General features: G+C 71.3%; 13 protein-coding genes. All 13 read left to right on the top strand.

The window, feature by feature from the left end; all coding sequences use genetic code 11:
- The first annotated feature begins 111 nt into the window (after window positions 1–111).
- A complete protein-coding gene (locus tag OG737_RS03895) occupies window positions 112–540 on the top strand; it encodes a DUF948 domain-containing protein (RefSeq protein ID WP_328924727.1) in 429 nt (142 codons plus the stop codon).
- An 8-nt stretch (window positions 541–548) separates the two neighbouring features.
- Window positions 549–902: a DUF6167 family protein gene (locus OG737_RS03890; RefSeq protein WP_328924726.1), complete on the top strand. Its 354-nt coding sequence runs from the start codon at window positions 549–551 to the stop codon at window positions 900–902.
- Window positions 902–3,571 (top strand): alanine--tRNA ligase, encoded by a 2,670-nt coding sequence (gene alaS / locus OG737_RS03885; RefSeq protein ID WP_328924725.1) that lies wholly within the window; start codon window positions 902–904, stop codon window positions 3,569–3,571. The genes OG737_RS03890 and alaS overlap by 1 nt, the downstream gene beginning before the upstream one ends.
- Window positions 3,572–3,573: 2 nt before the next feature.
- Window positions 3,574–4,044 carry a Holliday junction resolvase RuvX gene (gene ruvX, locus OG737_RS03880; protein ID WP_030028999.1) on the top strand — a complete coding sequence of 157 codons (471 nt, stop codon included), beginning with the start codon at window positions 3,574–3,576 and terminating at the stop codon, window positions 4,042–4,044.
- 78 nt (window positions 4,045–4,122) lie between these two features.
- Complete coding sequence (gene mltG / locus OG737_RS03875; protein WP_328924724.1) at window positions 4,123–5,895, top strand: endolytic transglycosylase MltG; 1,773 nt, start codon at window positions 4,123–4,125, stop codon at window positions 5,893–5,895.
- Between the two features lie 6 nt (window positions 5,896–5,901).
- The gene (locus OG737_RS03870) at window positions 5,902–6,726 is read left to right on the top strand and encodes a shikimate dehydrogenase (RefSeq protein ID WP_328924723.1); all 825 of its coding nucleotides are present in this window, start codon (window positions 5,902–5,904) and stop codon (window positions 6,724–6,726) included.
- Window positions 6,727–6,757: 31 nt separating this feature from the next.
- Window positions 6,758–6,949, top strand: a complete 192-nt coding sequence (locus OG737_RS03865) for a hypothetical protein (protein WP_328924722.1) — start codon at window positions 6,758–6,760, stop codon at window positions 6,947–6,949.
- A 132-nt stretch (window positions 6,950–7,081) separates the two neighbouring features.
- Window positions 7,082–8,266, top strand: a complete 1,185-nt coding sequence (aroC, locus tag OG737_RS03860) for a chorismate synthase (RefSeq protein WP_328924721.1) — start codon at window positions 7,082–7,084, stop codon at window positions 8,264–8,266.
- A complete protein-coding gene (locus OG737_RS03855; RefSeq protein ID WP_328924720.1) occupies window positions 8,263–8,781 on the top strand; it encodes a shikimate kinase in 519 nt (172 codons plus the stop codon). Before aroC ends, OG737_RS03855 begins: the two co-directional genes overlap by 4 nt.
- Complete coding sequence (gene aroB, locus OG737_RS03850) at window positions 8,778–9,896, top strand: 3-dehydroquinate synthase (protein ID WP_328924719.1); 1,119 nt, start codon at window positions 8,778–8,780, stop codon at window positions 9,894–9,896. Before OG737_RS03855 ends, aroB begins: the two co-directional genes overlap by 4 nt.
- The gene (gene aroQ / locus OG737_RS03845) at window positions 9,893–10,333 is read left to right on the top strand and encodes a type II 3-dehydroquinate dehydratase (protein WP_328924718.1); all 441 of its coding nucleotides are present in this window, start codon (window positions 9,893–9,895) and stop codon (window positions 10,331–10,333) included. Before aroB ends, aroQ begins: the two co-directional genes overlap by 4 nt.
- Window positions 10,334–10,431: 98 nt before the next feature.
- Window positions 10,432–11,181, top strand: a complete 750-nt coding sequence (locus tag OG737_RS03840) for an AAA family ATPase (protein WP_328924717.1) — start codon at window positions 10,432–10,434, stop codon at window positions 11,179–11,181.
- Window positions 11,182–11,279: 98 nt separating this feature from the next.
- On the top strand, window positions 11,280–12,386 hold the full coding sequence (locus tag OG737_RS03835; RefSeq protein ID WP_328924716.1) for an aminopeptidase P family protein: 1,107 nt from the start codon (window positions 11,280–11,282) through the stop codon (window positions 12,384–12,386).
- Window positions 12,387–12,421 lie beyond the last annotated feature (35 nt).

Below are 12,421 nucleotides of genomic sequence, written 5' to 3'. Positions count from 1 at the left end.
TGCGGACCCGGAATTCCGGTACGGCCGGGGATCTCCGGCGCGATAGGGTCGGAGGCGAACCTTGTCGCAGTTCAAGTGCAGACTCCAAGTACAGACAGAGAGCGGTGTGACGTGTCCGGTGGAGAGGTGGCCGGGATCCTCGTGGCCGTCTTCTGGGCCATCCTGGTCTCCTTCCTGGCCGTGGTGCTGGTGAGGCTGGCGCAGGTGCTCAAGGCGACCACCAAGCTGGTGGCCGACGTGACCGACCAGGCCGTCCCGCTGCTGGCCGACGCCTCCACCACCGTCCGCTCCGCGCGCACCCAGCTCGACCGGGTCGACGCGATCGCGAGCGACGTCCAGGAGGTCACCTCCAACGCCTCCGCGCTGTCCTCCACCGTGGCCTCCACCTTCGGCGGGCCGCTGGTCAAGGTCGCGGCCTTCGGCTACGGCGTCCGCAAGGCGCTCGGCCGGACGGACGAGGTACCGCAGAAGACCACCCGGCGTACCGTGATCGTCGGCCGTACCGTGCCGACGGCCCGGCGCCGGAAGCAGAAGGGCTGAGACCGCCGATGTTCCGCCGAGCCTTCTGGTTCACCGCAGGCGCCGCCGCCGGCGTGTGGGCCACCACCAAGGTCAACCGCCAGCTGAAGAAGCTGACGCCGGAGAGCCTTGCCGCCCAGGCCGCCGACAAGGCGCTGGAGGCGGGCCACCGCCTCAAGGACTTCGCCCTCGACGTCAAGGCGGGAATGACGCAGCGCGAGGACGAGCTGAACGATGCACTGGGGCTGACCCAGGACGCCGACCGCCCGGCCCTGACCGGCAACGTCACCGCCCTCCCGGGGCAGCGGCGGCTGCGCGCCATCGACAATGACAAGACCAACCACCGACCGAAGCATTCGTACAACCGGAATGAGGACCACTGATGGAGTCGGCTGAAATCCGCCGCCGCTGGCTGAGCTTCTTCGAGGAGCGCGGTCACGCCGTTGTCCCTTCGGCGTCGCTCATCGCGGACGACCCGACTCTGCTGCTGGTCAACGCGGGCATGGTCCCCTTCAAGCCGTACTTCCTCGGCGAGACCAAGCCCCCGGCCCCCCGTGCCACCAGCGTGCAGAAGTGCGTCCGTACGCCGGACATCGAAGAGGTCGGCAAGACCACCCGCCACGGCACGTTCTTCCAGATGTGCGGCAACTTCTCCTTCGGCGACTACTTCAAGGAAGGCGCCATCAAGTACGCCTGGGAGCTGCTCACCAGCTCCGTGGCGGACGGCGGCTACGGCCTTGAGCCGGAGAAGCTCTGGATCACCGTCTACCTCGACGACGACGAGGCCGAGCAGATCTGGCGCGAGAAGATCGGCGTGCCCGCCGAGCGCATCCAGCGCCTGGGCAAGAAGGACAACTTCTGGTCCATGGGCGTCCCGGGCCCCTGCGGCCCGTGCTCCGAGATCAACTACGACCGCGGCCCCGAGTTCGGCGTCGAGGGCGGCCCGGCCGTCAACGACGAGCGCTACGTGGAGATCTGGAACCTGGTCTTCATGCAGTACGAGCGCGGAGCCGGCGACGGGAAGGAAGACTTCCCGATCCTCGGCGACCTGCCGTCGAAGAACATCGACACCGGTCTGGGTCTCGAGCGTCTCGCCATGATCCTGCAGGGCGTGCAGAACATGTACGAGACCGACACCCTGCGCGTGGTCATGGACAAGGCCACCGAGCTGACCGGCGTGCGGTACGGCGCGGCCAAGGACACCGACGTGTCCATGCGCGTGGTCGCCGACCACATCCGCACCTCCGTCATGCTCATCGGCGACGGCGTCACCCCCGGCAACGAGGGCCGCGGCTACGTGCTGCGCCGCATCATGCGCCGCGCCATCCGCAACATGCGCCTCATGGGCGCCACCGGTCCGGTCGTCCAGGACCTCGTGGACGTCGTGATCGACACGATGGGCCAGCAGTACCCGGAGCTCGTCACCGACCGCAAGCGCATCGAGACCGTCGCGCTCGCCGAAGAGGCCGCCTTCCTGAAGGCCGTCAAGGGCGGCACGAACATCCTCGACACCGCCGTGACCGAGACCAAGGCCGCCGGCGGCACGGTCCTCTCCGGCGACAAGGCGTTCCTGCTCCACGACACCTGGGGCTTCCCGATCGACCTCACCCTGGAGATGGCCGCCGAACAGGGCCTCTCCGTGGACGAGCCCGGCTTCCGCCGCCTGATGCAGGAGCAGCGCGACCGGGCCAAGGCCGACGCCAAGGCCAAGAAGACCGGCCACGCGGACATGTCGGCCTACCGGGAGATCGCCGACAACGCCGGCGGCACCGAGTTCACCGGCTACGCCACCAACCAGGGCGAGTCCACCATCGTCGGCCTCCTGGTCAACGGCGTCTCCGCGCCCGCCGCCTCCGAGGGCGACGACGTCGAGGTCGTCCTCGACCGCACCCCGTTCTACGCCGAGGGCGGCGGCCAGCTCGCCGACCAGGGCCGCATCAAGCTCGACTCCGGCGCCGTCATCGTCGTCCGCGACGTGCAGCAGCCGGTCCCGGGCGTCTCCGTGCACAAGGGCTCCGTCCAGGTCGGCGAGGTGACGGTGGGCGCCTCCGCGTACGCCGCCATCGACGTCAACCGCCGCCGGGCCATCGCCCGTGCCCACTCGGCCACGCACCTGACCCACCAGGCGCTGCGCGACGCGCTGGGCCCGACGGCCGCCCAGGCCGGCTCCGAGAACTCGCCCGGCCGCTTCCGCTTCGACTTCGGTTCGCCGAACGCCGTCCCCGGCTCGGTCCTCACCGACGTCGAGCAGAAGATCAACGACGTGCTCTCCCGCGAACTCGACGTGACCGCCGAGATCATGAGCATCGACGAGGCGAAGAAGCAGGGCGCCATCGCCGAGTTCGGCGAGAAGTACGGCGAGCGCGTGCGCGTCGTCACCATCGGCGACTTCTCCAAGGAGCTGTGCGGCGGCACGCACGTCGGCAACACCGCCCAGCTGGGTCTGGTGAAGCTGCTCGGCGAGTCCTCCATCGGCTCCGGCGTGCGCCGCGTCGAGGCCCTCGTCGGCGTGGACGCGTACAACTTCCTCGCCAAGGAGCACACGGTCGTCGCCCAGCTCCAGGATCTGGTCAAGGGCCGTCCGGAGGAGCTGCCGGAGAAGATCGCCTCCATGCTCGGCAAGCTGAAGGACGCCGAGAAGGAGATCGAGAAGTTCCGCGCGGAGAAGGTCCTCCAGGCCGCCGCCGGGCTCGCCGAGAACGCCCAGGACATCCGCGGCGTCGCCCTCGTCGTGGGGACGGTGCCGGACGGCACCGGCGCCGACGACCTGCGCAAGCTGGTCCTCGACGTCCGCGGCCGCATCCAGGGCGACCGTCCGGCCGTCGTGGCCCTGTTCACCACGGCGGGCGGGCGCCCGCTGACGGTCATCGCCACCAACGAGGCCGCCCGCGAGCGCGGTCTCAAGGCGGGCGACCTGGTCCGTACGGCCGCCAAGACCCTCGGTGGCGGCGGTGGCGGCAAGCCGGACGTCGCCCAGGGCGGCGGCCAGAACCCGGCCGCCATCCCCGAGGCCATCGCCGCGGTCGAGCGCCTCGTCGTCGAGACGGTCTGACCATGACTCTGCGCCGCGGCCGCCGCCTCGCGATCGACGTCGGGGACGCCCGGATCGGGGTCGCCTCGTGCGACCCCGACGGGGTCCTGGCCACACCGGTGGAAACCGTTCCGGGCCGGGACATCCCCTTCGCCCACCGGCGGCTGCGGCAGCTCGTCGAGGAGTACGAGCCCCTCGAAGTCGTGGTCGGCCTGCCCCGCTCGCTCAGCGGGCGGGAGGGGCCGGCCGCGGCCAAGGTGCGCGCCTTCGCGAACGAACTGGCCAAGGGCATCAAGCCGGTGACGGTCCGTCTGGTCGATGAGCGGATGACGACGGTCACCGCGGCGCAGGGTCTGCGGGCCTCCGGAAGGAACGCCAAGAAGGGCCGTTCGGTGATCGACCAGGCAGCTGCGGTGGTGATCCTCCAGAACGCTCTTGAGACCGAACGGGTATCGGGTAATCCTCCCGGCGAGTGCGTCGAAGTGGTTGTCTGATCGCGATACGGTAACGTTCCGCGCGATGAGACGGCATTCGAACAGCCGTCGCCTTCGTCTCGCGGCACTAGGGGACCGATGACTGAGTATGGCCGGGGCCACGGCTCCGAACCGTGGCACCCTGAGGATCCCCTGTACGGGGACCAGGGGTGGACCGGGCACCAGACCCAGCAGGGCCAGGCGCCGTATGGCAACGATCCGCAAGCGCAGTACCAGCAGAACCCACAGCAGTACCAGCAGAATCCGCAGCAGTACCCGCAGGATCCGCAGTACCAGCAGCAGTACCCCCAGCAGGCCCAGAACCAGCAGCAGTACGCGCAGCAGCAGCCGCAGCAGTACCCGCAGCCGCAGTCACCGCAGTATCAGCAGCCGCAGCAGGGCCAGGGGCAGTACCCGCAGTACCAGGGGCAGCAGCAGTCCTACGCGCCCCAGGCGCCCCAGCAGCCGGTGTACGACTCCCAGGTCTGGGACACCGGCCAGGGCCAGTACTTGTCCGCCGCGCAGGTCGACGCCTACGCGGGCGTCGACCCGTACGCCCAACAGCCCGCGGCCGGCTACCCCGACGGTGCCCCTGACGCGTACGCGACGCCGGAAGCCTTCCCTCCGCCGCAGCCCCCGGGCCGGCGCCACCTGGAGCCGGAACCGGCCGAGGAGCCGGAGGAGGAGCCCGAGAGCGGTTTCTTCGCCGGCGGTGGAGGCCAGGACGGCGACGACGACGGCGACGATCCGTCGGGCAAGGGCCGCAAGAAGGGCGGCAAGCCCAAGAAGCGCAGCGGCATGGCCTGCCTGATCGCCGCGGTCGTCATCATCGGCGTGGTCGGCGGTGGCGGCTACTACGGCTACACGTACCTCAAGGCGAGGTTCGGCGCCGCCGAGGACTTCGCGGGCGAGGGCGTCGACGAGATGGTCGACGTGGAGATCCCCAAGGGCGCGGGCCTGGGACAGATGGGCCGCATCCTCAAGGACGCCGGCGTGGTCGCCAGCGCCCAGGCCTTCGTCGACGCCGCGGGAGCCAATCCCAAGGGCAAGGCCATCCAGCCCGGTGTCTACCCGATGAAGAAGAAGATGTCGGGTGCCGCCGCCGTCGCGCTGATGATCGACCCCAGCAAGCTGAACGTCATCACCGTCACCGAGGGCATGCGCAACGCCAGGGTGTACGAGGCGATCGACAAGAAGCTGGGCAAGCCGGAGGGCACCACCAAGGACATCGCCCAGCGCGAGGCGAAGAACCTCGGACTGCCGGCCTGGGCGGGCAACAACCCGAAGCTCATCGACCCGCTCGAAGGCTTCCTGTACCCGACGCGCTACGACCTCAGCAAGGACAGCACCCCCGAGTCCCTGCTCAAGCAGATGGTCAAGAACGCGAGCGACAAGTACTCGGAGATGGGCGTCGAGGGCAAGGCCAAGGAACTGGGCCTGGAGAACCCGCTCCAGGTGGTGACGGTCGCCAGTCTCGTCAACGCCGAGGGCAAGAGCCACGACGACTTCCGGAAGATGTCCGAGGTCGTCTACAACCGCCTGAAGAAGACGAACGACGTCACGAACCAGAAGCTCGAGTTCGACTCGACGTACAACTACATCAAGGGCAAGAGCGACATCAACTTCTCCATCAAGGAGGCGAGGGCGCTCGACAACCCGTACAACACGCACTTCGTCAAGGGCCTGCCTCCCGGCCCGATCGGGAACCCGGGCGCGGACGCCCTGAGCGCTACGCTCAACCCCGATCACGGCGGCTGGATGTTCTTCGTCTCGGTGGACGGCGACAAGACGACCTTCACCCAGACCTACGAGGAGCACCTGAAGCTCGTCGACGAGTTCCAGGCGCGGCAGAAGCAGAAGAACGGCGGGTAGCAGGACATGTCACGGATACGGGCCGCGGTGCTGGGTTCGCCCATCGAGCACTCCCTCTCGCCGGTGCTGCACCGTGCCGCCTACCAGGAGCTCGGCCTCGACGACTGGTCGTACGACCGCTTCGAGATCGACGAGGCCGCGCTCCCGGAGTTCGTCACCGGCCTCGGCCCCGAGTGGGCCGGGCTGTCGCTGACCATGCCGCTGAAGCGGGCGATCATCCCGCTGCTCGACGCGATCAGCGACACGGCCGCCTCGGTCGAGACGGTGAACACGGTCGTCTTCACCCGGGACGGCCGGCGCCTCGGTGACAACACCGACATCCCGGGCATGGTCGCCGCGCTGCACGAGCGCGGCATCGAGAAGGTGCCGTCCGCCGCCGTCCTCGGCGCCGGCGCCACCGCCTCCTCGGCGCTCGCGGCCCTCTCCCGGATCTGCACCGGTGAGGTCACGGTGTACGTCCGCTCGCGCGCCCGCGCCGACGAGATGCGGCAGTGGGGCGAGCGGCTCGGCGTCCCCGTCCGCACCGCCGACTGGTCCGAGGCGGCCGAGGGTCTGGCCGCGCCACTGGTGATCGCGACCACCCCGGCCGGTACGACCGACGCCCTGGCGGCGTCCGTACCGGCCGGGGCGGGCACCCTCTTCGACGTCCTCTACGACCCCTGGCCGACCGCGCTGGCCGCGGCCTGGTCACGGCAGGGCGGCCACGTCGTCGGCGGACTCGACCTCCTCGTCCACCAGGCCGTGCTCCAGGTCGAGCTGATGACGGGCCGGACCCCGGGTCCGCTCGCCGCCATGAGGGCCGCCGGAGAGCTGGCGCTCGCCGCCCGTTAGGCTTTCCACCTGCGTATTCACAGGGGGCGGCATGGACGGGAACAGCACGGACCTGGTACTCGCGTCGAAGTGGGATCTTCCCTTCGTCGTCTTCAGCATGGTCAGGGTGGCGTTCGGCACCCTGCCCCTGTGGGCCAAGGCGCTCATCCTCGGACTCTTCGGTTCCGTCGTCCTCTGGTACGGGATCACCTGGCAGCGCGAGCGCGGCCGGCGGGCCCGCTGACGCCTCAGGCGTCCGATAGCTGGACCGGGGCCCGATAAACCCCTCCGGACGTGGGAGGATCGGGTGAGGCGGGTCCGGGCCGCGCACCCGATCGCGCCGTCGCTGTACCAGGCGCGAGCATGAGGAGCATCGTTGAGCAGGTTGCGTTGGCTGACCGCAGGAGAGTCGCACGGACCGGCACTGGTCGCGACGCTGGAGGGTCTTCCCGCCGGCGTCCCGGTCACCACCGAGCTGGTGGCCGATCACCTGGCCCGGCGCCGGCTCGGCTATGGCCGCGGTGCCCGGATGAAGTTCGAGCAGGACGAGATCACCTTCCTCGGCGGCGTCCGTCACGGCCTGTCCCAGGGCTCCCCGATCGCAGTCATGATCGGCAACACCGAGTGGCCCAAGTGGGAGACCGTCATGTCGGCCGACCCGGTCGACCCCTCGCTGCTCAAGGACACCGGCCGCAACGCGCCGCTGACCCGTCCGCGCCCCGGCCACGCCGACCTCGCGGGCATGCAGAAGTACGGCTTCGACGAGGCCCGGCCGATCCTGGAGCGCGCCAGCGCCCGTGAGACCGCCGCCCGCGTCGCCCTCGGCGCCGTCGCCCGTTCCTTCATCAAGGAGGTCGCGGGCATCGAGATCGTCTCTCACGTGGTGGAACTGGCCGCGGCCAAGGCCCCGTACGGCGTCTACCCGACCCCCGCCGACGTCGACAAGCTCGACGCCGACCCGGTGCGCTGCCTCGACGCCGACGCGAGCAAGGCGATGGTCGCCGAGATCGACCAGGCCCACAAGGACGGCGACACCCTCGGCGGCGTCGTCGAGGTGCTGGCGTACGGAGTCCCCGTCGGCCTCGGCTCGCACGTCCACTGGGACCGCCGTCTCGACGCCCGCCTCGCCGCGGCCCTGATGGGCATCCAGGCCATCAAGGGCGTCGAGGTCGGCGACGGCTTCGAACTCGCCCGCGTGCCCGGCTCGAAGGCGCACGACGAGATCGTCTCCACCCCCGAGGGCATCAAGCGCACCTCCGGCCGCTCCGGCGGCACCGAGGGCGGTCTGACCACCGGCGAGCTGCTGCGCGTACGGGCCGCCATGAAGCCCATCGCCACCGTGCCCCGCGCGCTGGCGACCGTGGACGTGGCGACCGGTGAGGCGACGGTGGCCCACCACCAGCGCTCCGACGTGTGCGCCGTGCCGGCCGCCGGCATCGTCGCCGAGGCCATGGTCGCCCTCGTCCTGGCCGACGCGGTCGTCGAGAAGTTCGGCGGGGACTCCGTCCCGGAGACCCGCCGCAACGTCCGCTCGTACCTCGACAACCTGCAGATCCGGTGACGGCCGGACCACTGGTCGTCCTCGTCGGCCCCATGGGGTCCGGCAAGTCCACGGTGGGGGCGCTGCTCGCCGAGCGCCTCGGCGTCCCCTACCGGGACACCGACGCGGACATCGCCCTGGCCCAGGGCCGGGAGATCTCCGACATCTTCGTCGACGAGGGCGAGCCGTACTTCCGCGCGCTGGAGCGGCAGGCGGTCGCGGCCGCCGTCGCCGAGCACGCGGGCGTCCTCGCCCTCGGCGGCGGCGCCGTCCTCGACGAAGGCACCCGCGAGCTGCTGGCCGGCCTGCCCGTGGCCTATCTGTCGATGGACGTCGAGGAAGCCGTACGGCGCGTGGGCCTCGGCGCCGCGCGCCCGCTGCTCGCCGTCAACCCGCGCCGGCAGTGGCGCGAGCTGATGGACGCCCGGCGCCCCCTGTACACCGAAGTCGCGCGCGTCGTGGTGGCCACCGACGACCGCACCCCCGAAGAGGTCGCCCAGGCGGTCCTCGACGCTCTGGAGTTGAAGGACGTATGACAGACCAGGTGACGCGGATCCACGTCGGCGCGTGGGGGCCCCTCCCAGCGGTAGCTGGGGGAGCCGGACACGACGCGTACGACGTGCTGGTCGGCCGGCAGCTGCTTGGCGAACTCGGCACCCTGATCGGTACGAAGGCCCAGCGGGTCGCCGTGATCCACCCGGAGGCGCTGGCCTCGACCGGTGAGGCGCTGCGCGACGACCTGGCCGAGCAGGGCTACGAGGCGATCGCCATCCAGGTGCCGAACGCCGAGGAGGCCAAGACCATCGAGGTGGCGGCGTACTGCTGGAAGGCCCTCGGGCAGTCCGGCTTCACCCGCACCGACGCCATCGTCGGCGTCGGCGGCGGAGCCACCACCGACCTCGCGGGCTTCGTCGCGGCCTCCTGGCTGCGCGGCGTGCGCTGGGTCGCCGTACCGACCACCGTCCTCGCGATGGTCGACGCGGCCGTCGGCGGCAAGACCGGCATCAACACCGCCGAGGGCAAGAACCTCGTCGGCGCCTTCCACCCGCCGGCCGGTGTGCTCTGCGACCTGGCCGCCCTGGACTCGCTGCCCGTCAACGACTACGTCAGCGGTCTCGCCGAGATCATCAAGGCCGGATTCATCTCCGACCCGAAGATCCTCGACCTGATCGAGGCGGACCCGCAGGCGGCCCGTACGCCCGCCGGCCCGCACACGGCCGAGCTGATCGTGCGTTCCATCCAGGTCAAGGCCGACGTGGTCTCCAGCGACCTCAAGGAGTCCGGTCTCCGCGAGATCCTCAACTACGGCCACACCCTCGCGCACGCCATCGAGAAGAACGAGCGCTACAAGTGGCGCCACGGCGCCGCCGTGTCCGTCGGCATGGTCTTCGCCGCCGAACTCGGCCGGCTCGCGGGCCGCCTCGACGACGCGACGGCCGACCGGCACCGGGAGATCCTGGCCGCGGTCGGGCTGCCGCTGACCTACCGCGGCGACCAGTGGCCCAAGCTGCTCCAGACCATGCAGGTCGACAAGAAGTCCCGCGGCAACCTGCTGCGCTTCATCGTCCTGGACGGGCTGGGCAAGCCGACCGTCCTGGAGGGCCCCGACCCGGCGCACCTGATCGCCGCCTACGGCGAGGTGTCGGCGTGAGCCGCCGCGTCCTCGTGCTGAACGGCCCGAACCTGGGGCGGCTCGGTTCGCGCGAGCCCGACGTGTACGGGGCCACCTCGTACGCGGGGCTGGTGGAGAGCTGCCGCACGCTGGGGGAGGAGCTCGGCTTCGACGTCGAGGTCCGCGAGACCAACGACGAGGGGCAGCTGGTGCGCTGGCTGCACGAGGCGGCCGACGGCAAGATCCCCGTGGTCATCAACCCGGGGGCCTTCACGCACTACTCGTACGCCATGCGGGACGCGGCCGCCCAGCGCACCGCGCCGCTGATCGAGGTGCACATCTCGAACCCGTACGCACGCGAGGAGTTCCGGCACACCTCGGTCATCGCGTCCGTGGCGACCGGGACGGTGGCGGGCTTCGGCATCGGGTCGTACCGGCTGGCGCTGCGCGCGCTCGCTGACGAGGTCGGCGACTGAGGCTCCGGCCGGACCGGGCCGGACTGGTGGACGATTCGGGCCCCGGGGTCATATAACGTTCTCGCATCAGTCGCCGGAACGAGACGGAGTGGCACCGGATGCAGCACGGAGTGGGAGGCGGGAGCGCCGGCTGGGGGCAGCCGGGACCGCACCCGGCGGCGCCCCCGCAACCGCCGATACCCCCGGCGCAGGGCTGGCCGGGTTCGCCCCCCGCCCACTCACAGCCCCCGCTCCCGCCGCCGGTGGCGCCCGTCCCGGAGCCCACCGGGCACATCCCGCTGCCGCCCGCAGTGGCGGGCACGGGCGGGGCCACCCTGGCGGTGCTGCTGATCGGCCCGGCCGGCGCGGGGAAGACCACCGTGGCCCGGCACTGGGCGAGCACCCGGCCCGTGCCGACCGCGCACATCAGCCTGGACGACGTCCGGGAGTGGGTGTGCTCGGGCTTCGCGGACCCGCAGGCGGGCTGGAACGAGCACTCCGAGGCCCAGTACCGCCTGGCCCGCCGGACATGCGGGTTCGCCGCCCGCAACTACCTGGCGAACGGGATCTCCTGCATCCTCGACGACGCCGTCTTCCCGGACCGGCCGGTGGTCGGGCTGGGCGGCTGGAAGCGCCACGTGGGCCCCGCGCTGCTGCCCGTGGTGCTGCTGCCCGGTCTGGAGATCGTCCTGGAGCGCAACGCGGCCCGCTCCGGCAACCGCCGCCTCTCCGACGAGGAGGTCGCGCGGATCCACGGCCGCATGGCGGGCTGGTACGGCTCCGGCCTGCCGATCATCGACAACTCGCACCTCGACGTCGAGGGGACGGCGCGCGCCCTCGACGAGACGCTGGCGCGCGCGCTGACCTAGGCGCCGGGCCCTCGCGCCCGGCCCCCACGCCCCTCGACGGCGCACGTCCGGACGCGCTCATCAGGCCGGATGCGCGATGCGCTCGTACGCTCGAAGACATGTCAGACGTGTACGCCGCCCGCCGGGGCACGCTCCGCGACCGCTGCGCCGCCGCGGGGAACGCCGCCGCACTGATCACGTGTCCGGCGAACGTCCGCTACCTGTCCGGAGCCTCCCCGCTGGGCGCCGTACTGCTCGTCGGGCCCACCGAGGACGTGCTGTTCTGCGGCGCCGCGCCCACCGGCGAGGCCGACGAGGGCCGTCTCGACGAGCGGCTGCGGGTCTCCGTGCTGTCGGGCCCCGGCGGGGATCCGGCCGTCGCGGCGGGCGACATGGCCGCCGCCACGCGCGCCGACTCGCTCGCGGTCGAGGAGCACCACCTCACGGTGGCCCGGCACCGCGCCCTGCAGTCCGTCGCGCCCCGGCTGCGCCTCGCGGACCTCGGCACCGCGGTGGAGCAGCAGCGCCTCGTCAAGGACGAGGAGGAGATCGCCTGCCTGCGGATCGCCGCCGAGATCGCCGACCAGGCGCTGGGCGAACTGCTGGAGTCCATCCTCGTCGGGCGCACCGAACGCCACCTCGCCCTGGAGCTGGAGCGGCGCCTGGTCGACCACGGGGCGGACGGGCCCGCCTTCCCGACCTCCGTCGGCACCGGCCCGCACTCCGGCCGCTCCCGGCACCGGCCCTCCGACCGCCGGGTGGAGGAGGGGGACTTCCTCACCGTCTGCCTCGGCGCCAACTACCGCGGCTACCGGTGCGAGATCGGCCGTACGTTCGTGATCGGCACCACCCCGGCGGACTGGCAGATCGAGCTGTACGACCTGGTCTTCGCCGCCCAGCGGGCCGGGCGCGAGGCCCTGGTGCCGGGGGCCGCGTACCGTGATGTGGATCATGCGGCACGGTCCGTACTGGACTCCGCGGGCCATGGGGAAGCCCTCGCTCCGTCGACCGGACACGGCGTGGGTCTCGAAATCGACGAGGACCCGCAGCTTGCACCTACGGCAATGGGTAAACTGGACGCTTGCGTGCCGGTCACCGTCGAACCGGGGGTTCACCTCCCGGGCCGGGGAGGTGTCCGGATCGATGACACGCTCGTCGTGCGCCCCGAGGCGGACGGCGGTCCCGAGCTACTCACCATTACGACCAAGGAGCTGCTCGCGCTCTAGCCCGCTCCGCCGGGTTGTGCGCGCACCCGTGGTCT

This window comes from Streptomyces sp. NBC_00122 (assembly GCF_045160845.1).
Taxonomy (GTDB): Bacteria; Actinomycetota; Actinomycetes; order Streptomycetales; family Streptomycetaceae; genus Streptomyces.
Note: the sequence above shows the minus strand (reverse complement) of the source record. Positions and strands in the feature narration are given on the sequence as shown.

What these genes read in the sequence shown, in the direction of transcription:
- OG737_RS03890 (WP_328924726.1), top strand. Translation starts at nt 549, where the DNA reads ATGTTCCGCCGAGCCTTCTGGTTCACCGCAGGCGCCGCCGCCGGCGTG.
- alaS (WP_328924725.1), top strand. Translation starts at nt 902, where the DNA reads ATGGAGTCGGCTGAAATCCGCCGCCGCTGGCTGAGCTTCTTCGAGGAG.
- ruvX (WP_030028999.1), top strand. Translation starts at nt 3,574, where the DNA reads ATGACTCTGCGCCGCGGCCGCCGCCTCGCGATCGACGTCGGGGACGCC.
- mltG (WP_328924724.1), top strand. Translation starts at nt 4,123, where the DNA reads ATGACTGAGTATGGCCGGGGCCACGGCTCCGAACCGTGGCACCCTGAG.
- OG737_RS03870 (WP_328924723.1), top strand. Translation starts at nt 5,902, where the DNA reads ATGTCACGGATACGGGCCGCGGTGCTGGGTTCGCCCATCGAGCACTCC.
- OG737_RS03865 (WP_328924722.1), top strand. Translation starts at nt 6,758, where the DNA reads ATGGACGGGAACAGCACGGACCTGGTACTCGCGTCGAAGTGGGATCTT.
- aroB (WP_328924719.1), top strand. Translation starts at nt 8,778, where the DNA reads ATGACAGACCAGGTGACGCGGATCCACGTCGGCGCGTGGGGGCCCCTC.
- OG737_RS03840 (WP_328924717.1), top strand. Translation starts at nt 10,432, where the DNA reads ATGCAGCACGGAGTGGGAGGCGGGAGCGCCGGCTGGGGGCAGCCGGGA.
- OG737_RS03835 (WP_328924716.1), top strand. Translation starts at nt 11,280, where the DNA reads ATGTCAGACGTGTACGCCGCCCGCCGGGGCACGCTCCGCGACCGCTGC.